At 59.2% G+C, this 20,482-nt stretch carries 15 protein-coding genes and 1 pseudogene; 6 read left to right on the forward strand and 10 right to left on the reverse strand.

Annotated elements, in window-relative coordinates; all coding sequences use genetic code 11:
- Positions 1-22 precede the first annotated feature (22 nt).
- On the forward strand, positions 23-1,156 hold the full coding sequence (locus CXQ94_RS18815; protein ID WP_104092128.1) for a DUF4192 domain-containing protein: 1,134 nt from the start codon (positions 23-25) through the stop codon (positions 1,154-1,156).
- 129 nt (positions 1,157-1,285) lie between these two features.
- Here CXQ94_RS18815 and CXQ94_RS18820 read toward each other — a convergent pair whose 3' ends face one another.
- Positions 1,286-4,648 (reverse strand): NACHT domain-containing NTPase, encoded by a 3,363-nt coding sequence (locus tag CXQ94_RS18820; protein WP_258067233.1) that lies wholly within the window; start codon positions 4,646-4,648, stop codon positions 1,286-1,288.
- A 433-nt stretch (positions 4,649-5,081) separates the two neighbouring features.
- On the opposite strand from CXQ94_RS18820, the gene CXQ94_RS18825 reads away from it, so the two are divergent.
- On the forward strand, positions 5,082-5,345 hold the full coding sequence (locus CXQ94_RS18825) for a hypothetical protein (RefSeq protein WP_104092130.1): 264 nt from the start codon (positions 5,082-5,084) through the stop codon (positions 5,343-5,345).
- A gap of 275 nt (positions 5,346-5,620) precedes the next feature.
- Here the strand turns inward: CXQ94_RS18825 and CXQ94_RS22285 are convergent, their stop codons facing one another.
- Entirely contained in the window at positions 5,621-5,893 is a 273-nt protein-coding gene (locus CXQ94_RS22285) for a hypothetical protein (protein WP_146070365.1), read from the reverse strand.
- A gap of 65 nt (positions 5,894-5,958) precedes the next feature.
- Between CXQ94_RS22285 and CXQ94_RS22725 the strand changes: the two genes are divergently transcribed.
- Positions 5,959-6,108 carry a hypothetical protein gene (locus CXQ94_RS22725; protein WP_181034306.1) on the forward strand — a complete coding sequence of 50 codons (150 nt, stop codon included), beginning with the start codon at positions 5,959-5,961 and terminating at the stop codon, positions 6,106-6,108.
- Between the two features lie 295 nt (positions 6,109-6,403).
- Here CXQ94_RS22725 and CXQ94_RS18830 read toward each other — a convergent pair whose 3' ends face one another.
- Positions 6,404-6,808, reverse strand: coding sequence for a hypothetical protein (locus tag CXQ94_RS18830; protein ID WP_104092131.1), 405 nt, complete (start codon positions 6,806-6,808; stop codon positions 6,404-6,406).
- Positions 6,809-6,888: 80 nt separating this feature from the next.
- Between CXQ94_RS18830 and mobF the strand changes: the two genes are divergently transcribed.
- Complete coding sequence (gene mobF, locus CXQ94_RS18835) at positions 6,889-10,440, forward strand: MobF family relaxase (RefSeq protein WP_104092132.1); 3,552 nt, start codon at positions 6,889-6,891, stop codon at positions 10,438-10,440.
- 1 nt (position 10,441) lies between these two features.
- The gene (locus tag CXQ94_RS18840) at positions 10,442-10,984 is read left to right on the forward strand and encodes a hypothetical protein (RefSeq protein WP_104092133.1); all 543 of its coding nucleotides are present in this window, start codon (positions 10,442-10,444) and stop codon (positions 10,982-10,984) included.
- A 97-nt stretch (positions 10,985-11,081) separates the two neighbouring features.
- Here the strand turns inward: CXQ94_RS18840 and CXQ94_RS18845 are convergent, their stop codons facing one another.
- The 7 genes from CXQ94_RS18845 to CXQ94_RS18875 are packed head-to-tail and all read right to left on the reverse strand — an operon-like array spanning position 11,082 to position 19,398.
- Positions 11,082-12,254 carry an ArdC-like ssDNA-binding domain-containing protein gene (locus CXQ94_RS18845; RefSeq protein ID WP_104092134.1) on the reverse strand — a complete coding sequence of 391 codons (1,173 nt, stop codon included), beginning with the start codon at positions 12,252-12,254 and terminating at the stop codon, positions 11,082-11,084.
- 21 nt (positions 12,255-12,275) lie between these two features.
- Positions 12,276-12,833 carry a hypothetical protein gene (locus CXQ94_RS18850; protein WP_146070366.1) on the reverse strand — a complete coding sequence of 186 codons (558 nt, stop codon included), beginning with the start codon at positions 12,831-12,833 and terminating at the stop codon, positions 12,276-12,278.
- Positions 12,834-12,835: 2 nt separating this feature from the next.
- Positions 12,836-14,656 (reverse strand): type IV secretory system conjugative DNA transfer family protein, encoded by a 1,821-nt coding sequence (locus tag CXQ94_RS18855; protein WP_104092136.1) that lies wholly within the window; start codon positions 14,654-14,656, stop codon positions 12,836-12,838.
- Entirely contained in the window at positions 14,656-16,116 is a 1,461-nt protein-coding gene (locus tag CXQ94_RS18860) for an ATP-binding protein (protein ID WP_146070367.1), read from the reverse strand. The genes CXQ94_RS18855 and CXQ94_RS18860 overlap by 1 nt, the downstream gene beginning before the upstream one ends.
- Positions 16,113-17,579, reverse strand: a complete 1,467-nt coding sequence (locus CXQ94_RS18865) for an SCO6880 family protein (protein WP_146070368.1) — start codon at positions 17,577-17,579, stop codon at positions 16,113-16,115. Before CXQ94_RS18865 ends, CXQ94_RS18860 begins: the two co-directional genes overlap by 4 nt.
- A complete protein-coding gene (locus tag CXQ94_RS23365; protein WP_104092139.1) occupies positions 17,572-19,098 on the reverse strand; it encodes a type IV secretion system protein in 1,527 nt (508 codons plus the stop codon). The genes CXQ94_RS18865 and CXQ94_RS23365 overlap by 8 nt, the downstream gene beginning before the upstream one ends.
- Positions 19,099-19,107: 9 nt before the next feature.
- Positions 19,108-19,398, reverse strand: coding sequence for a hypothetical protein (locus CXQ94_RS18875; protein WP_146070369.1), 291 nt, complete (start codon positions 19,396-19,398; stop codon positions 19,108-19,110).
- A 449-nt stretch (positions 19,399-19,847) separates the two neighbouring features.
- Between CXQ94_RS18875 and CXQ94_RS23265 the strand changes: the two are divergent.
- Positions 19,848-20,112: pseudogene (locus CXQ94_RS23265) on the forward strand (recombinase family protein); the annotation flags it as partial.
- Positions 20,113-20,482: the final 370 nt, after the last annotated feature.

Genomic DNA, 20,482 nt, shown 5'->3' on the forward strand with positions numbered 1-20,482 from the left:
TAGGCACCTCCCGCATACGGTCATGGAGTTTTCACCCCCGCGAACCATGAAGGTGTGTAACTGGCATCTGCCGGCGGCACCTGTACGCGGAGGCATCATGGAAAAGCTCAGCATCAAAACCCCGGACGACTTCATTGCCCTCATGGGCCACAGTCTGGGATTCTGGCCCTCCGAAAGCCTGGTCTGCGTCATCCTGGATGACAAGCGCATCGGCGCTACGCTCAGGTTCAACCTTCCGGGCGCCCTCACCGATACCAAACATTTCATTGACCAGGTACTGCATCATGTCGGCACGGACCGCCAGGCCACCGGCGTCGTCTTCGGCATGTTCACCAACGAGACTTGGCCCCCCAACGAATCGCGACCACACGAGGGCGTAATGGAGGAACTGACGGGCAGGCTCAGCCAACACGGAGTGATCGTCCGTGACGGCTGGCTGATTGGAGAAACCACCTTCACAAACTACCTCCGCATCGGCACCGCCGGCAGCACCAACTACCCACTGGACGGGGTGCTGTCCAGCGAGCTCAATGCAGAATTGGTCTTTCGCGGGTCCAGCATCGAGGCCTCCCCCGGGTTCCGCATCCCAGTGCTTGCCCGCCCGACGCTCAGCACCGAAATCATGCGGCATTGCTTCCGCATCGAAGCAATGAACCCACAGGCTGCCATCACCCGCGCCAGGATCCTTTGGAACACAATGCTCGACGGCGGTGGCGAACCTACCGACGACGAGGCCGCCGAGCTGATTGCGAACCTAAAGTTCATCAGCGTCAGGGACCGGCTCCTGGCCGATATCCCAGGCATCGATGACAGCATGCGCGACCTACTCTTGGGCCAAACGAAACAAAGCCCCCATTGGAACCGCGTCGACCGAGCCTCCGAGCTCCTGTTCCAGCTCTACATGCGCACAGATGGCGCTGATGCCGCACCCGTCCTCACCAGCTTGGGCGTAATTCAGTGGTGGGAAGGCCACAGCAGCAAAGCCCACCAATGCTTCCAACGTGCCCTCGAAGCAGACCCCGATTACCGCCTCGCAAAACTCACCGACCACCTCGTCCGCGAGGGGATCCTCTCCGACTGGGCCACCGACCGACAAACCGCCTACCAACCACCCCACACCCGAGGGCCTGAAATTGGTGGTCTGGGGATAGCATAGATGGCTAACCGGCCTGCGTGGAAAGTTGATCCGAATCTTGGGTGGCGCATGTATTTAGACTCAAGTTGCGCAGGCCCTTTCCTCGATTTGCTTCCGAATTCTGGGGGGAAGGGCCTGCGCAACTTGAGACTAGTGCAGGAACCAATGATTCCGGACAGCAATGTCAGCAAGTGGTGGAGTACGTGTTTCAGCCAGGGTCCCCAGCCTGTCAACGGCCATTTGCACGATGTCCGGCGGCCAATCTCCAGGATGCTGGAGGACTAATTTTGCAGCTGCTTGTGACATGGAGGAAATTTGGGTCTGGTCAAGCCAACCCCCAAGCGGAAAGACGTCACGAGTACCCCTAAAGATTTCTAACTTACGTTTCTTATTAGACAGCGTGGCCGCGAGGACGGTGCGGCCATCAAGGACACCAGCCTGAAAAATATCCTGAAGGCCTGCCTCTAGGTGTATAGGCAGGCGGTCGCGCGTTGACTCGTTGGCGATGATCCAAATAAGCCAAAGGACCCTTCCTGAAAGTTTGACTTTCCGAAGTCGAAGTTCTTCATGCAAGTCCAGAAGCCGGATTCGTCGTGATGCGGCGTCACGTTTGAGGGCCCGTTCCATCACCCGGAATCGTTTGGCGTCGAACCCGAGGACGACTGAATCGAGGACAGTGGCGAGATCTACGATTACCGAGGTTCTCGCGAGTTCCAGGAGCGCAAGTACACTCAACATTTGTCCTCGTTTGTCGTCGATGGAATCGAAGTGTTTTCTCCACCAGGTGGGATTGGACTTGTTGTCGCGGTAGTCTGCCTCAGAACGTGCTGCCGCGCTAAGTGCTGCAGATGTCGCACCAGAGGCAATTGAGGAGAGAGCGATCGACGAGGGTAGCATCGAGACTGCTCGACGAAGCACCCACCCGTCGCCCCAAGCTTCTGCGACTGAGCCCAGATAGCCGTTCCAGTCCGATCGGGCCGGCGGTCCAGCTGAATCAGTCAGGGTTGGATGCACAGCACGTTCTATTCTGCCGGTAGTCTGAGAAATCGTTGCCGAGACTCGCAGCGGCGCGATATTAGGAGGCGATGTGTAGGGCCCTTCTAAAATACTCGACGCGCAGGCGGCGAGCACTTCAATGTTTGTGAGCGCTGCGTGAGGCTCAAAGATTTCTGCGGATCCGTCGTTCAAACACGCTAGGACGGCATGCTCAATTGCCTCATTCGCGCTGTCATACCCACTAGTCAGCAGAAGGTCGGTTGACCAAGTTCGTGGGTCCGTCACACTCGCAAGGACTGTTTCCAACTGGACGGTCTGTTCAGCATTGAGATTCCTGAGACACGCAAGCTGCGCGGCAGTCCTCAACCATGCCCCTGTTGGTTCAAACTTCGCCCACCACCACTCAGTAAGCCTGTCTTCTGCGCCCGCGTGCGCAAGAAGACTGCGTCCAACAATATCGCGAAGGACACTGGCACGCTCACCTTCGAGCCGCGCTTCCAAGTGCTCAACTGCTTGGGCCCGCCCGGCTTGTTCCGTTAGCCAAAGTGGACTTCCTGCCGGATCAAGGACACCGTCTTCAGCCAAAGCCGCGCCAGGGCCGCCAAAGATGAAATCTACTACAACGCGAATCTCTGCACTGGTAAGGCCCTCGTAAATGCGATCGTTGAGCGCGGTAACTGCCATTGCACGGATTTGAGGGTGTGGTGCAATCTTCTTCTCAACGGCTTGAAGGTTGCTGCCCAACCCGCGTACCTCCCCGGTGGAGAGTTTACCGATGAAGAATCTGCAGACATTGGCCCAATAGGGACGTTCAAGCAGCGCGTTCAGTGCATCGTCTCGCGAGTTTCCATTGCCTTTCGGCGTGAGATTATCAAAAATATGAAGAGAAGCAAAGTACTCTCGTAGTGATTGCACCTCGAACTCGAAGGCGTCATCTCGTTCTACCAGGCAGAGAACTCGGTCGGTGATCGCAGAGTAGAGCTCATCGGCGAGTTCTTGTTGCTTGGGACGGCCAACCAGATAATGGCGTAGAAGCTCCCTCAGCTCATCTCGCGTGATAGACCCCGAACTTTTGCCTTTCTCTGCCTTAGCTTGGAGGTACCAGCCAAGGTAGGCATGGGTGTCTTCAATGACGCGGCGCTTTTCAGCAAGGAGCGGCTCTTTGTCCTCGGTCTGTTCGCGGTCAAGAAAGGTCTTTAGGTACTCTTCATATAGCTCCGTACGCTGCTGAGGGAGAAGTCGGCGCCGGTACAGAAGATGCAAGAGAATGGCAAGCTGCATTGGGTAGGACGCTAGCTCACTAATGTGAGGAATGTGCTGACTGTCCATAAAGGTCAGTTTGAGTTTCTCTGCTGCCTCAGACGCCAATGCAGACACTGCGCACCACTGGCTGAGATACTGCAATCTCAGTCCCGGCGTGAGGCGTTGCAGGTGTAGCAGCGGAAATGAACCGGAGGATGTCAAAGGTTGCAGAGAGGTGCCAGGACGGGTGGCGACAAGTATGACCAAGTCGGCTGCGTCTGCACTTAGCCGCCCGTACATCTGAATGATCTCTTGTACGACGCGTGCACGCGTGGGTAGGTTGGCGACTTCGTCAAGCCCATCTAGGGCCAGTAGTACTGGTTCTGTCGCTAGGAGGAGGACAAAGTGCTGGGGCGTGAAATCATTTGCGCCTACGTGGCGGTGAATATCTTCGATGAGGAACTCCTCGAGGCTACGCCAATCCTCACCGTCGTTGGAAACAGCCTTCGTTTTCTTCCCTTTTTTGGGCGTCGAGGTGGACGTCGAGCCCGCAGCCCATTGCGCGTATTTTCGCAGGTCGATACGTATTGGGAACCGTGGCGTCGACTTTGATCGGGCCAGATCCGAATCACCGGCGGAGTACTCGCTCTTTCCAAGCCGTCGTGCGCGGTGAAACTGGCAGACGTACTGCAGCAACGTTGACTTGCCCTGTCCCGGTCCGCCCACGAGAACCGCGTTACCGACCCAATCTGGATGAAGAAGTGCCTGGGTAGCGCCCGTAATCACAAGTCCCGACGCCCGCGTCAATTCTTCTGTATCCCCTGGAGACGACACTGAAATAGTCTCCAGAAGACTGGCTACTGCAGAGCCATCACGGCGACATCCCACCGGCACGTCAACGAACATGGATTCGACTGACGGGCCACGAAGTTCGACTTGCTGGAACTGAACCGAGTTTTCTGCGGCGTATCGGTCTCCAATATAGCTGCGTAGTGTCGCATCGAGCGCCTCTCGCCGGCCTTGGTTGCGCTCATGCGTCGTCTTCATTTCGATCAACGTTTTTACGGTATATCCGGCACCGTCGTTTGCATCAACTAAGGTGTGATGAGTCGGACACAGTAGGATGAGATTCTCGTATCCGTCAACATCCGCGTACTTTGGATTGAACCGTGGGCCGCCGACGCTTTGGGCACGAATGTGCGCTTCTTGCCCGACAACCGTAACCCCAGACGCTCCCGACTCTGCATCTTCAACCTCAACTGTGAGTGCTTGCAAGCAACCCGGAAAAGCGCACTGATTGTGAGCCCGAGTCCACAGGGTTTTCCGTGTTTTCGCCGATACTGACAATCTTGCTCCTCGTCTCCGGTGCTCAATCAATCCTCCCAGACAACATGGTGACTACCCAGCTCATTACGCTCACCAGAGTGGCGACAGCCGAGTTGTCGTAGCTGAAGTCCACCATTGGGCATGGGGTTGCGGACGACTGGCGCCGTATTCGCCCACATGATTCTGAATCACCAAGGCATTACAACGTCGCTGGATTTCGCGCACAAATCGGTGGCTTGGGGATGGGATAGCTGTCCTACCCTTACATGGAGCTGTGCCAACCTGGCACTGCGGCATCGAGCGCAGAGAGCCGCCAGTCCATCAGGCGGCACTCTGCACGTCGCTGGTGTTGTGTATGAAGCCACACGCCTAGGAGATGGTCATGCTCGCTGCTGTGCCTCCTGTAACGAGGCATGCGCCCTGTCTCAGTAACGCAGGCCACCAACTCATCGAGGCATTGCTGCCATCGGTCGGCAAGAATCCTCTGGTGCGCCGTTACCTCCCAGTCCGGGATCATTTCCATGAGAGTGACCTTGACGGCCGGCAAGGCTCCGCTGCGGTGCGCCGCGCGCTGGGTGCCAAGCCACGCGACAAGTTTATGTTCAGCTGCAACGTCGTCATCGGCCTTCGGGAGTCTGCCGTTTAACTTTTAGAAATCTTGGGCCGCTTTGTAGTGATGCTGCCAGTGTGTTGTTGGCCAGTCTGGACCGCGGGCCAGTCGAGTGGCTTCATGGAGGCACGCAGCCCCGCACCCGCAGCGTCACGGACTTGCAGGTGGCGGTGGACGGTTGAACGGGCTCGGCCGGTAAAGTCCGTGATCTCCTGAACGGTCATCCCTGACGTGGACTTTCGATCCCACGCCGGGTGAAGCGAAAAAGTCTGTGGCGACACGGACCCACCCTAAAGTACAGACGGGGTTTGTCAGCGACCGTGCCAGTCGCTGCGCTCCACCCGCTTGATCAGTCCAGCCGGGAACCATTCAAAGTGTTGCCGGCCAGTGTCGTGTCGCCAGCCAATCAGTCCGTATGACCTGGTCCATGCGTAGGCGCATCCATACATCTCGGTGACTTTCACGAGTGGGGTGTTCCAGACAGTGAAACGGTGAGTTGGCCCATCCGCTGGTTTGGGTTCTCTTCCTTCGGCGTCGATGATGGCAATGAGAGGTGCACTGTTTTCAATATCGAATTTATTCACGAGAAAAATATGCACCGAGGTTATGACATAGATAGAGTGTTCGAATACTGGCCTATCCCCAGATCATGATCATCACAGCAACCTCGGAGACCATCGAGACCGGTGAGCTCGAGACAACGACCGTCGAATGCCAGGACTACACTTTCGGCTTTGAACAGCTGCGCCGCATGCTGCCCGAAGGCGTCCGCCTACTGAGCGTTCTGCCACAGCGATAGTCCAGCCGCCCGAGCACGCTTTCGATCTAAATAGATAAGCATTGCTCCACCAACGCCACCGACTCTTCCTAGCGCGTCCCTCTTGCCCACCCATCGCGGCCCGACCACCCCAGCCCGATTTTCCCAGGCCAAAGATCCTTACACGTCTGGCATCCAAGGTCTTACCCGAGGCGGGAAGTCCCACAGGCAGTCATGGGGGAAGACGCCCCCACGACCATGAGTCTGTATGTCTACGCAAAAATGCCCCCAATGTCACGTCCCTTTTGATCCACGTCGGTCCACCCAGTTGTACTGTTCAGCCGAGTGCTCCGGGCGATACCGCGAACGCCGTCGTCGGGATAAGCGACGTGCCACGGCGCGAGTAACTTCTCAAACGCTTGTCGCCGTAGAGCGTGCCGATGGGAATGCTCGCCTGCTGCTTGCTGAGAAGCAGCATCAACGTAGCCTGCACTCCGAGACTTCTTTGGTTGTGTCGCGGTTTCAGGAAACGGTTCTGGCCCGAGACAGAGTCATTGATGATCAGCGAACTCGGCTCCAACTTTTGGGTGCCAAGTATTTTGATCAGTCCGGGCAGCTTGCAGAGGCCAAGGCAGAATGTGTCGAGTTGAAGTTGGAAGTCTCGCGGATCTTGAAGGACCGGCATGCTGACATGCAGGACCTGATGCAGATCGCGGTTCGCATGCTCCAGCTCACCGACCATCTCGGTATCCCCCTTGACCGTCCGACGGCGGATATCTTTCGCCGCCGCGGCTGGAATATGAAAATCCCGGCAGGCACACGATGACTGTCTCCATCGCCCGACTCACCGCTGACAGTGGGGTGAAGTACCTGCTGAAGACCACTCTGTCCGACGACGTCCCCCTCGCCTCGGGCGATGCCACCAGTTACTACATGAAGGCTGGCACTCCTCCCGGCAAGTGGCTCGGTCAAGGACTCGCCGGTATCAGTCGCAAGTCGTTGGATCCAGTGAGCTCACGTGATGCCAACGCAGTCTTCACACATGCCGAACATCCCGACACCCACGAGCCCCTGGGACACCATCATGGCCAAACGACGGTGGCCCATCGCAATGGCGAGGAGATTCAACGCTATGCCGTTGCTGGCTTCGACCTAACCTTCAGCGTTCCTAAGTCTGTCTCCACGCTATGGGCGCTGGCCCCGCAAGAGGCCCAACGGCAGATCCTCGCCGCTCACCATGAAGCCGTCAACGAAGTCCTTGCCTGGTTAGAAGAATCTGCCATTCATACTCGCACTGGACGAGGAGGCGTCGCCCACGTCGGAACCGTCGGCGCAATTGCTGCCGCCTTTGACCATTGGGAATCTCGCGCCCGCGATCCCCAGCTCCACACGCACGTCGTCATCGCTAACAGGGCGCAAAGAATCACCGACCAAGCGTGGGCCACCTTGGATTCACGAACCCTCTATAGAGCCACGGTGGCCGCCAGCGTGCACTACAACGGGCTCCTCTTTGACCGGTTGCAAGACAGGCTGGGAGCAGTGTCTGGTTTTCGGCCCCCGGCTGGTCATGACCGGAATCCGCGCCATGAGTTGGTCGGTGTGGATGATGCCTTGATTCAGGAGTTTTCCAGCCGTTCGCAGGGCATCAATACGGAGACTGATCGCTTGATTGCCGAGTGGGAGCAAACCCACGGGTATACCCCGTCAGCCACCACCATCATTAAATTCCGTCAACAGGCAACTCTCTCCACCCGGCAAGCCAAAGAGACGAACCCTCAACCGCTAGACAGTCTTTCTGCGGGGTGGCGCGACCGCGCCGAAACGTTGGGGTTCGATCCTACACAAGTCCTGCGCCACACCATCGATCGCTCCCATGAGCGTCCCGTCACCGTCACCGACCTGACTGCGCCTTGGGTGACCGCTGCTGCGGCCGCATCACGGGAAGCGGTGGCCAGGCGGAGAGCCACGTGGAGCCGCTGGAACCTTCTGGCCGAGGCAGAACGCATCTGCGCCGAAATCCGCTGCGCCACCAGCGTCGACCGCCGCCACATGATCGACGCCGTGACCACCGAAGCGGAATCACAGTGCGTCGCCCTCAACGCTTACCGCTACAAGATCCCGCTCAACGCCGGGAATGACATCGACTTCGCCGGCCACAGCGTGTTCGAATTCCCCGGGGCTCGCCTCTACACAGACGCAAGTATTCTCGCCGACGAACAACTCATCATGAACACCAGCGAGAACGACGCCGGACCCTCCATCGCGCCCGACCTCGCCGACACCTTCCTCATCACAAACAGCGCACACCCCGGCAGTCCAGTGCTAGCTGAGGACCAGGCCGCAGCAGCGCACGAGGTTCTTTGCAGCGGGAGACTCCTGGACGCCGTCGTAGGTCCTGCAGGGTCAGGGAAAACCACCACCATGGCTGCGATCCGTCAGGGCTGGGAAAAGGTTCACGGGGCGGGCAGCGTGATTGGGCTTGCCCCGGCGGCTGCGAGCGCCGATGTTCTTGGGCGCAAGCTGGGGCTAGCAGCGGAGAATGTCGCTAAGTGGCTGTATGAGTCCGTTGGTCAAGGTGCGGCCATACGGGCTGAACAGTTCCAAGATCTCGAAGCCACTGCTGCACAGCAGCCCTGGCAGCGGACTAGGCGTGCCCAACGCATGGCTGGCCTGGCTATGCGTCAGCAACAATGGTGTTTCCTGCCAAACCAATTGGTCATCATTGATGAGGCATCGATGATTTCCACTGTGCAGTTGGCTGCGCTGGTGCATCAGGCCCAGGACGCCGGTGCCAAGATTGTTCTGGTTGGAGATCCCGCCCAGCTGGACTCGATCGACGCCGGCGGGATCCTGGGCTGGATGGACAGGAAAGGCCAGGCGGTCCAGCTGACCAGCATTCGCCGCTTCAACCACCCATGGGAAGGAACAGCGTCGTTGCTATTGCGTGCAGGTGACGTTGAGTCGATCCAGAGCTATGCCGCCCATGGGCGGTTGCGTCATGGCGAGCACGCGGACATGATCGATCAGGCGTACGAGAGCTGGGCGGCAGATACCAGCAACGGCTTGGAGTCGATCTTGATCGCTCCTGACAATGACGCCGTGACAGCGCTGAATGAACGTGCCCATGCCGAACTCGTAGACCGGAAGGTGGTTGATGCCACGCATGTGGCCCGCCTCAACGACGGGCTCAGCGCAGGCCGTGGCGACACCGTCATTGCGCGCAAGAACGATCGCCGCATCAAGGACGTCGCTGGCGATTTCATCCGCAACGGCACCCTCATCAAAATCACCTCCAAGCCGAATAGCGACGGCTCCATCCTTGGTCGCCGTCTGGATACGGGCCAACCCATTCGTCTGAGCTGTGAGTATCTAGCGGAGTCAGCGGAGCTGGGCTATGCAACCACGGCACATCGATCCCAAGGCATTACCGTCGACACCAGCCACACCGTCCTCACTCAGGGTTGCCTGACACGTGAACTCTTCTATGTAGGGATGACACGAGGGCGCGAATGCAACACCGCTTACGTCTGCGAATCCAATGCCGCCCAGGACCATGTTGCCCTCGACGCCGCCGAGCCCACGTGGCAAGAGATCATCGCCGAAGTGCTGGCCGCACAAGGTGCTGAGCGGACGGCCCATGAAGTAGGTGAAGAAGAACGGGAAAGTAGCAACTCCCTGCACCAGCTCGCCGCCGAATACGACTACCTCGCGCAAATCGTTGCAGCCGAACAACTGCGCGCCGCCGTCGAACAAACCCAACCGGGGCTCGCTCCCAGCCTCGAAGCATCCCCTTCCTGGGGCGCTGGAGTGGCTGCCTGGCGGCGCGCCGTGGCTGCTGAGCCACTCGCCGCGGCAGCAACACTGGACCATGCCATACGACGTCCTGGCGACGCCAAGGACCTGATGGCAGTCATTCACACACGACTCCGCCCGACCGGGAATGCCAAGACTCCCGGTGGTGACGAATGGCTAACTGAAGACCTCCAGACCAACCGTGCTGACGTGGCGGAAATAGCCAGGCAAGTGCGCGAACTCGGAAAACGTAGGGTTCAAGCGTTGAAAGCCAAGGCAGCTGCCGGGACGGAACCGTGGACCCGGCATCTGGCAGATACCCTTCCCGACAGCATCTCGGCATCCGACCGCAATAACTTGATTGAACGCATTGCCATCTATAGGGACCACTGGCTCATCGGAGAGGATCCAGACCCCTTGGGCGCTCCCCCGGACGACTACGAATGGGAACGTGCCTGGGACCGCGAGCGCCTCACCGCCGAGTTGACGCGTCTACAGAGCGTGTCTGTGAACACCGATGCAACTACTGATACCCAAGTTCCTGTCCACGCCACCCTTACCAATGTCGGATGGGAAATTTAGAATGAAAGCGGAGGTGGTTCCGATGGAGGACAATCCGATGGTAAAGCCGGTGCTCAACAGCGCACCGCTCGTGGTGATGACTACGTTGACCGTTGTGGCTCTGCTGTATCTCGTCGCCATCATCGCTATCGCGTGGCCACCGGCCTTGAGTGTTTGGACCGCGCTTGCTGTCCTGGCAATCCCTGCCGGACTGGTCACTTGGCGTTGGTCCCTGCGGATTCAGAAAAGGCGGCTGTGGATGCAATTCGCCAATAGGCAATGGGAATACCTGACTCGCCTCAAGGGCGAGCACGAAACCACCACTGAAGTCACTGTTCTCGACTTCCAGGAGCTTCAGCCGACCGGAGTATGGGCCACGATCCGATGGGAGAAATTTGGCTACGTTCAACCGGCTTGGATAGAGCCATGCAGCTTCTCTATCTGGCCGCAAACTGTCCTGCTCATCCGCCCCGACCCAACGCAGATTCAGGTTGGCGCTCCATGGCCGGCTACATACCACCTCCGGTCGCAAGCTTGTCTGGCGATTGCGCCCGTGTTGTCCTAGCCATACCCAAATGTTGGGCACTCTTTCTCCAGTGCCATGGACGAAAACGTTCTGAATATAGATGTCCTGAAACCCAACCTCGGCGATACGGTAGCGTCTAAATTGAAGGCGTTGCCCCATTATCATGCAATCTTGTTGGTCTCCCAGAAAAACTAAGTTGAGCCCGATTAGTCCCCACCTCAAGGTTGGGTTCAATGGCTGGTGTCGCCAACCTCCCGCCAAACCCTGGAGGGTTTGTCGTTTCTAAAACCGTCTTAGCTACCGATGTCACCCTGCCGAGCACGGACTTTGCGATGTCCACGCGTGACATCGGTTTCCTCTCCCTCGTGCAGCGAAGAATCGAGTCAGCTTCGGCCTCCAGTACTGCATCGGCCCAACCTGCCAAGTAGGCGGCGGATTGAGGTCCCCGGTCAATGCCATGAGCGCGAAGCACTACATACGCGACGGATTCGGCCTCGATCTCAGCCAGACCACGGTGTTCAGCGCTACTACCGTACAACGCACCGATAGCGTCTCCGGAAACGTGCAGTGAGGCGTGGGCGAGTTCGTGGGCCAGCGTTGCGATGCGGTCCTCGGCGTCCAGCCAAGACCCAACGCTGATCAGACGACGCGCGTGGTCGGTATAGCCATCTGCCAGTCCCGCCTGCGCCTCCGAAACGACAATGTTGTAGCGGGCTTTTCTTGCCACTGCGGTGAGCGACTCCCACAGCTGGGCGTAGGAACCTGCATCGGGTGACACTTCTCTCTGGCCGGGAACCGGGACGAGCAATGGTTCCCCCTCAGTTTGCGAGACGTCAAAGACCGCTTGCCCACGCCATCCAACAATGCGGGACCGATTCATCCCATCGCCTGGCTCGGCCAGCGCTCGCTTGACTGTTTCAGGGCCGTGCGCTGTTTCTACTGTGTCGGTGATTCGTGCTGTTCTCGGTGCAATGACGTACAGGGCGCGTTCGCCTTTGAGGACGTAGCGGCCGTGACGTTCCCACTCTTTGTATCCGGCAACGAGAGCGGGTTGTACGGGGCCGCGCTGGGCCATTTGCATCATGAGCAGGGCGACGTTGCCACCGGAGTACCTCCACATGGTTGCAGAAGCGTTGAGGAGTCGGTGCCACTGATTCGGGTGGTCAACGGCGGCCGCGAGCAGCGCGTAGAGCCCCTCGGTTAGCTCCGCAACGCGTTGCTCGGGGCCCGGGTGGGATGCTGTCGGCGCCAGCTCATTTCCAGTCGGAGCGATCAGATGCGGTGTTGCTGGTTCGGTTGATGAGTCCATGATGGCGCTCCTTGCTCTGGGTCAGGAATCGGAAGTGCCGGGTTCCGGGTCTCGGTTTGCGGCCGGATCGTCCGACAACTGTGTAGCCGGTCCCGTGTTTGGCTGCCCCAGTTTGTTTGCCTGCATACCTGGCCCATCGTTGGGCAGTTTGCGGTCAGGAGGTTCCCGGTGATGCTGCAGGCTCACACATCCTGCCGTTCGGGCTTGCTCCCGCAGTCGGCTGATACTGTGCTCGAGGCGTTCGTGGAAGCCCAAGGGGCCAAATCCGCCGTCGTCCTCGGTGTAGGAAGCCTGTTCTGCTCGCTGAAGCGCATACAGCTCGGCGACGATGTCCGAGTGCCGCCACCAGCAGTCTGGGATCACGGAGGTGGTCAGGTGGTAGCTTTCCACGAGCCAGCGCACCCACCGCCCCAGGTGTTCCCAAACGGCATCGGCTGTGCGGGTGTCCATGTCCCGCCACCGGTAGGTGATGGGAACTCTTTCGGAGCGCAGTCCGCGCGTTGAGCCGAAAAGCAGCGCGGCGAAGTTGTCTTCGGCACCGTTTTCAACGTCGTATTCGAAGGATTCGTCCTCGTCCATGGTCATGCCTCCTGTTGTTCTGCGGCCGTGACCGCTTGTTGTTCGTTTTGTCGTTTGAGGTGGCCGGTGAGCAATTCGAGTTCGGTTTGTTCCTTGGAGCGACCAAGTTCTGCTGCGTCCTTACGCTTTGGCCATTCGCGCAGGTCCAGCAGGATGGGCCTGCTGCGGCGCCCTAGCATGATGGCCGTTCCAACTGGCAGCCTGCGGATCTCGTGCAGCGGAATGACTGGCGACTCCCGGATTTGCTCTCCGTCCTGACGCCCTTGTGCCGACCAGGAGCGTGTATTGAACGTCAACGTCCGTTCCCCAATCAGTCCCGCAAGTGCCCTGAGGTCGCGTTCATCAGAACCGCCTCCGAAGATGACCTTGATGATGGCCGCATCCCAGATGGTCGCTGCTTCATCCATGGACCAGCCGGACCGAGCTTGAGACAGGGACTGCAGAACAACAAGAGTGGAGATGCCGATACCGCCCCCATCAGAGAGCGCCACAGGCAATCCGGGCCAGGGAGACAGATTCGCGATCTCATCGAGGATCAGCGACAGCGGTGGATCCAGCCGACCACCGGCCACCACGAAGGCCATCTCCCGGGCGGCATAGTCAATGTCATCAATCAATGCGGACAGGTAGGGTCCTGCGGCGGCCGCTCCGCTCTTGGTGCCTATCAAGTACAGGGTGCCCCGTTGTTCAATGAAGGCCTTCGGGTCGAATTGTTCGCTGCTCCCTTTCGGGTCCAGAGCCGCGAGTACTTTCGGCGAGGACAACGGGGCGGCTGCGGCCGTGACACCGATCCAGGAGTTGGAGGTGTTGCGTGGGTCATCGTCGATGATGCCCATTAGATCTGCCTGCCAACCAAGCGCAGCCTCCGGCCTGTCAAGGACGGCCAGCGCCTCCCTCGCAAGGACAGGGTTTGAGGCCCAGCGGCGGAACGCTGACACGCCGTCCCCGGACAACGCCGCCGCGTGCAACAAACATTGCAGCACTATCTGCGAGCGCTTTTGCCAGGCGACGTTCTCACCTTTGAGTGCACTGTCGGCTGAGATGACCAATGCGCGTCGAGTAGCGACGTCCGGATCTTGACAGCCACGGACCGGCGACCACCGCAGTGTTGAGGGCAGCCCGGACATACCTTGCGGGTCGAAGACAGTGACGGGGCGTCCGTTGGTGGCGCGGGCTTTCATGGTGACGACGAGGTTGTCGGCACGGGTCGACGTGGTGACGACGGCGCCCGGTGCGTCGAGAATGGCGTTGATGACGATGTAGAGGCCCTTGCCGGAGCGGGGTGCGCCTTGGATGACGAGGGATTCTTCGGTGGAGACGTGGACTGTGACGCCGCGAGATTTGCCGATGGTCCAGGAGACTTCCTCCACTTTGGGGTCTTTCACTCCGGGATGGGTGTAGCGTCCACGCTTCAAGGCTGCCTTGGCACCGAATTCACGAGCGATTTCTGCCCGCCGTGCGACGCCGTCGCGGCTGAGGATATCTTGACGGAGCCATGCGCCGGATTGCCGCCAAGTACGCAACCCCAGAACACCCGCCAGCGTAGCCAACGCGACGACTAAAAGGACGGGCGCAATGAGCAGCCACAGTTGTCCGGTGTCGATGCTGCAGAAACCCGTAACTGGCAGTATCCAAGCCATGTGTCCGGTCAGGAGTCCGGGAAGTGCTGCGGGGCTGAAATCCCAAGGTGCCGATGTGCCACAGCTCGCGGAATACGCCAGATGCGCGGCCACTTGGATCAACAGACCGAGGACCACATATACGGAAGTCGCTATCAGCCCAATGGAAACCAACGGATTACCGTCATCCAATCGCCGCGGCATCAGAGCATCCTCTCATCGGTGCCAAACACAGCCAGCTCGTCCGTGGTGACTTGATTGGCGACAATGAACGACCGATTCCCAACCTTCCACAGCCCCACCCCCTTGGGCAGGTTCTCCACATGCTCACACTCCGCCTCGGTCAGCCCCAACGCTTCTTTGGTCAGGCGCATGGCGTCGTGCTTTTGCCGATAAATGACCCTGGTATCGGCCTCCGTCAGCAGCCCCAAGGCTTTTTGCCGCAGGCCGCTGGTGCTGTCGCCAATCTCGTTCAGATCGGCCACTTTGTGCATGATGAGCAGGTTCGATATCCCGTAGCTGCGGGCCAGGCGCCACTGCTCGCTCATCTTCACCAACATGTACGGGTCCGCCAGCATCCGCCAACCCTCGTCGTAGACCACGATCCGCTTCGCCCCGTCAGGATTCGTCACCGCCGCCTCCAACCACGTCGCACCGCACGCAGCCGCCAAGGACAGCGCCTGTTCCGAGGCCCCAATCAAGGCAGAAGTATCCATGACCATGATCGGGGCATCAGCATCGAACGCGACAGTGGACGGAGCATCAAACATCCCCTCCAGATCGCCTGACACCGTCCTACGCAGTGAATGTCCGACGCCGGCCCCACCGTTGGGCCCGACCAGTGCGGCTGTCGCTGGGGTGGGGTTGAGCAGGTATTCCAGCACCATGGGTAACGTTGGGGTGCTGTTCGCTGCGACGGCATCGGTCAACGCCATGTCGAGTGCCGTATGTTCCACCGGGCTCAGCGGGACCCCGGGTCGCATAAGCGAAACGAGTGCCACGAGCAGGTGCCGGCGGCGTTGCCGCACTACTGCCAGCCACTGTGCGTCGGTCAATGCAGAGGATCGTGGGCCAGCGTCGAGTGGGTTGACTCTCGTGGGCCGGCCGGGGCCCACAGAAATGACCTTGCCTCCAGGGATGGCATTGGCAACCGGCACCCACTCCCCCTTGGGATCAGACGCCACCGCAGCCTTCCTGCCCAGAGTGATGGAACGCGTCACCAGGGACTTGCCACACATGGACTTCCCCGTGCCGACCGTGCCAATAACAACAATGGAGGGACCACTGATGAAGCCCTTGTCATACATAACCCACGGGTCGTAGCAGAAGGCCCCGGAACCAAACAGGTCAGTCCCGATGTACGTCCCTTCCGGACCCAGCCCAGATTCCGTCAGGAACGGATAGGCCGCTGCCATGGTCATCGTCGAAGCCCGATGCGGGGCAGGATGTACCCGGTGCGGACCCCACAAGGAAACCCCTCCCCGCTTTCCCCAATCCGGCATGACACCGCGGCCAGCATTCTCGGCGGCGCGTTGTTCCCGTAGCTCACGCAAGGACAGCTTTGGTTCCATTGTCACGGAGCGCTCGTTCCGACGTCGTACTTGCCGAGCTGCACGGTTCTCACCTGCGGGAGCAATACTGACCGCTGCCACATGCTTACTCATTTCAATCCTCTTCCCAAGGGCAACGCCCCTGCAATAAACGCCGCCCACTGCTGCCCGGCCATCAACCGCAGCTCCACAAAGGAACCAGCGGCGGCAGATTCAAGTTCCTGCCGGCAGCGCGACAACTCATCCAGCGTGTCCGCTGTGACAGTTACATAGGCGGCCGGGCGAACATCCCCATGACCGGCCACGATTTCCTCCTCGCGTTGGGCCACTTCCTCCTCCTCAGCCCGCTGCTCCCGGGTCAACGGCCGATCCAGTCGGGCGTTGATGCGCCGCCTGGTCTCATGGGCTTCCTGCGCAGAACGGATATCCCGCAGGGCCTGATCCGTGGGGACCGCCCGGATGACTTGTGTAATGGCGTGGCGGAACTCTCCCACGTAGATCAGCGGCTGCAGGAACCCTGGATAGACCTTCTGTCTGGGCCACTCCGCGACCCAAAACGTTTGATGGAAGCCGGAATCAGTGCGCAGATAGATCCAATGCTCCTCAGCGGCCATGGGCCCCGGCGACATACGCTCGATTCCCTTCCCAGTTCCTGCTGCGGCAGCCCACTTCACCACGGCAGCGGGGTCAAAGGAACCCCGGACCACTGCCGTCACGGCCGCATCGGAGAGCCACTCCGTAACAATCACACCGTGCGTCTTCAGCCCAGTAGTAAATGCCTCAACCTCCGAACGCAGCACATGTTCCAGACCTCCCAGCGCTCCCCCGGCGTCCTTGATCCGACGTTTCGCCCTAGCCGTGTCCAGCACAATGGTCAAGATGATCTCGTGGCTCATGGAAGCGCCCGCTGCATCAATCAAGTCCAGATACGATCTGTCGCCCCATTGCGTATCGGCAATTCGTTCCGGCGGAACTGCACGCTGATAATAGGCCCGCAAAGCACTCGAGGGGTAAGGGACTGTGTAGTCCTGAATCGCGATCCGAGCCACGGCTGGTCTACTGGCCATCGCGGCCTGCACCCGCGACCAGGATTGAACGGCATAGGCCTTATCGTCGCTGTCCATCAGTGCAAACGATGTGGTGGTGCAACGGAGCGACACGATGGCTTCGTGCCCCTGCCTGTCAACGATGAATCCTTCGCCTGCCGATGTGGCACAGAGTTCCAGACTGCCCAAGCCGCCGGGCAAGGCCATGGTTCCCACGCGACTTGGCTGCTCAGTACTGGCCAGGAATCGGGTCTCCTTGATGACCGAACGCAAGAAAAAAACCGACGCGGTGTACGCCCATACTGGATACGGAATGCGCCCAAAGTGCAGTACACCAAACAGCATCATTCCCAGCCAGATCGGCGATGTCAGGATGAGGACGAGCGGTCCTCCGAGCGCGGAGGCAATCGCTGCTATCAACATTCCTGCCGCGAGCAGTGACAGCTGATACCACTGCAAACCCATAAACAAACCATGCCGTTCATGCCGAGGGAAGCGGACAGGTTGCAATACCCGAGTTTCTTCAGTCATGGCCTTCATCTCCATTTCGATATGTGTTGCTTGGTGACCGTTTACTTTGATCGACCGGGCGCGGACTGCTTACCGGCGTCGAACTTGGTGGTTGCGGCTTCGGCCCGGAAGTGGGAGCTGGGCCCGGGTGATTCACCGGAGGCACCGTCCGTCCTGGCGCTGGGGCTGGCGGAGGCTTGCTGCCAGAGTTTGCTGCGCCATTCTGGCTTTTCCCTTGGTAGCGGGAAGTCGTTGGCGCTCTACCGGTGTCCGGGGGCATATGCTGCGATGGGCCTGCGTCCTGTGGCGGTTCAGGGCCCTTACCTGGGGTGGCACTCCCGCGGTTGGCCGCTGGACCGGGAGGCATAGGCCACGCCTTACTAGACGGACGCCCCTGATTGGAAGTGGCTCCAGACGGTGTCGGCGCGGGCTTCGGACTCCCAGTCCACGGTTGGCCACCAAGCGTCGCAGCTTGTTGATGCAATGGAATCGAAGGGGTACTGGACGCAACGGGTGTTGGCCCTTTACTCCCCACTCCAGGCAAATGCATTTTGCCACCAAATTGCCGGCCGAGTTGGCGGCCTGTGAAGTTGCCTGCCCGGCTGAAAACGTGGCCACCTCCGGCCATTTGGGCGGCACCCGCAATTTCACCCCCAGCAAAACTGACCAACTTCAACGCCATCAAGGGTGCGCCACACGCCAGAACCATGCCCACTGCACCAGAAGCCAGACCACTAAACGAGGTCGAGTCGGCGAACAGCTTGACCGCAACTGCCAACACCGTGGCCGCGAGTGGCTTGGCAATCAACAGCGCAACCACAGTTTCGCACCAAATCCTGGTCCACGACTTCGTCCGCTCCCAGGGCAGAAGCATGATGGCCACCGGCGCGACCGCCGCCAAGACAATCAAGGCAAACGACCGGAAGATCATTGAGCACATGAGGATAAACCCCAGAATCCAGACAACAAGTACAGCAATGGCAGTGACAACCACGGCTCCACCAACCCCGCCAGCGGTTCCAGAACTGAGCGACACTATGTCCCATTCACGCCCCGAACCTGCCGCCGCACGCTGGAAACCAAACAAACGCATAAACACCAGGTACGGGTCTTTACCAAGAGTCTCCAACAGGGCGGTTGAGGCCGAGTCAGTGAAGCTGGAGAGCTTGCTCATCATGCTCGTCGCCAGGAAAACCAGTGGGACAGCCAGCGCTCCGCCAAGCAGTGCTCGTCCGATACGCCGTGGTTGTTGGCTTACCAAGCCTGCGATCAACTGCACGATCATGACCACCACCAGTGGAGTCATCATCACCACAATCCACCAATTGGTCAGACCGCTGACAATGCTCCAATCGGATGGATTGATATCAGAGAGACCAAATGCGCCGGTGATGAACGACCACATCCAAGACGCCATGCTCTCCAAGATCCCAGCAACGTAGGCCGTGACGGAGGAAGCGAAATTATCGCTTGCCTGCGAGACAATGCCGCACCCCGGTGGCCACCAGCCGCCAGCTCCGCAATCGACCATGGGCAACATGGCAACACCCTAGAACCCTAGGTTGAAGGCGTTCTGCGACCACAGAATGTAGCCGTTGATCCCACCAAGGACAGCCGCGACGGGCCCTGTCCAGAGCAAGATCATGCCACCGCCGGATGCCAGGCGCGAGGATTGGCTGAGCTTTCCAGCCAGCAACATGGCGGCTCCGATGATCGCCACAATGGCGATCACGATGAAAGCGCCGACGAGAATCCCCCCGCCAATTTGTTTGAGGGACTCGAGGAATGGGAAGTTGGTGTTCGGGGTGATCCCGGGATCCACCGCTGCCAGATACAACATTGTGAACTCCATTCGATGGTTGTCCACGGGCGTGGACGCTATGTTCACTTGCATCATGGTTGCGGGGGCGAAAATCCCCATGACCGGGATGTCCATTTGTTTGTCAGCAGTGATGGCAGGCTTCGAGCACCTCGGCATCCCAAAGTATTGGCAGGTGAAACATGCCAACTAACTTTCAGGGTGGATGCCTGAAGACATTCAAAGCTCAACGCCGGTTGGCAAAAGTCAGCGTTGTTGTTCTGCGTCATTCTTTCGGCTAGGGCAACGTCTGCTGTCTGGCGAGCCGAAAACCACGGGTCGCTCACCGGATAAGGAAGCGCGGCGCCACACTCGGCAGCCAGAAGGTCTTTCATTCCATGCAGAATCCGCGACTCAAGGACGTCCGGACACGCCTTCTCCATCTAGCCGATGGCAAGACCGCCTCCTAGCCTTCCATTGTCAGCACAAGCACCGCGATGGCCAAATTGCTGTTGTCTGTCATGGGGCATTTGCCGAGTTCAAACGAGCCTTCAATCGAGAGCGACAACGCGGGGGCATCGCCCTGGCCATGTAGGCCGGCGTCTACAAGGCAGAAACAAAGCGTTGAATGCTGAGCAGGCCGCGGCACTCATTGGGCGCGCCGATGCTAGCGAAGCGAAAACCTCCCTCGCCAGAAGAACCGGGACCAGCCGCCAAACCGTCGACCAATACCTTCAATCAGACCCAGCCCAATAAAACTTCCTCGTCGAATCATGTGTGTAATGAGTAAGTGACCGTTCCGTACAGGCAGGTACTGAGAGCGGCAAGATTTCACGGGGAGTCTCGTCAGGAGAGTGCTCCACTCCCCCGGATCTGTATAGGGCACATCAGACGAAGAATTTTACGTCCTGGACTTCAATCCAGTGTGCCGTTTGTCCCCCGGGCACCGGACAAGTCACCGGACGGGTATTACGGGACGATCGGCTTTCCTGTGAATCTCGAAACTTCTTAACCTGCAGGTCAGGGCAGGGTGCGTTCCGTTTGAGGACCGGCGGATTCAAGCGGTCATTGCAACAGGAGGGGTTCGATTAGTTCGATCGGTTTCTTGAACTCTAGTCGTTTGCGT

It is taken from the genome of Arthrobacter sp. GMC3, assembly GCF_002929305.1.
Classification (GTDB): domain Bacteria; phylum Actinomycetota; class Actinomycetes; order Actinomycetales; family Micrococcaceae; genus Specibacter.

Coding starts and splice junctions, on each gene's coding strand:
- CXQ94_RS18865 (WP_146070368.1), bottom strand. CDS start 17,579: ATGACTGAAGAAACTCGGGTATTGCAACCTGTCCGCTTCCCTCGGCAT.
- mobF (WP_104092132.1), top strand. CDS start 6,889: ATGACTGTCTCCATCGCCCGACTCACCGCTGACAGTGGGGTGAAGTAC.
- CXQ94_RS23365 (WP_104092139.1), bottom strand. CDS start 19,098: ATGTTGCCCATGGTCGATTGCGGAGCTGGCGGCTGGTGGCCACCGGGG.
- CXQ94_RS18840 (WP_104092133.1), top strand. CDS start 10,442: ATGAAAGCGGAGGTGGTTCCGATGGAGGACAATCCGATGGTAAAGCCG.
- CXQ94_RS18825 (WP_104092130.1), top strand. CDS start 5,082: ATGCTCGCTGCTGTGCCTCCTGTAACGAGGCATGCGCCCTGTCTCAGT.
- CXQ94_RS18860 (WP_146070367.1), bottom strand. CDS start 16,116: ATGAGTAAGCATGTGGCAGCGGTCAGTATTGCTCCCGCAGGTGAGAAC.
- CXQ94_RS18815 (WP_104092128.1), top strand. CDS start 23: ATGGAGTTTTCACCCCCGCGAACCATGAAGGTGTGTAACTGGCATCTG.
- CXQ94_RS22725 (WP_181034306.1), top strand. CDS start 5,959: ATGATCATCACAGCAACCTCGGAGACCATCGAGACCGGTGAGCTCGAG.
- CXQ94_RS18845 (WP_104092134.1), bottom strand. CDS start 12,254: ATGGACTCATCAACCGAACCAGCAACACCGCATCTGATCGCTCCGACT.
- CXQ94_RS18850 (WP_146070366.1), bottom strand. CDS start 12,833: ATGGACGAGGACGAATCCTTCGAATACGACGTTGAAAACGGTGCCGAA.
- CXQ94_RS18875 (WP_146070369.1), bottom strand. CDS start 19,398: ATGTTGTATCTGGCAGCGGTGGATCCCGGGATCACCCCGAACACCAAC.
- CXQ94_RS18855 (WP_104092136.1), bottom strand. CDS start 14,656: ATGCCGCGGCGATTGGATGACGGTAATCCGTTGGTTTCCATTGGGCTG.
- CXQ94_RS18830 (WP_104092131.1), bottom strand. CDS start 6,808: ATGGTCGGTGAGCTGGAGCATGCGAACCGCGATCTGCATCAGGTCCTG.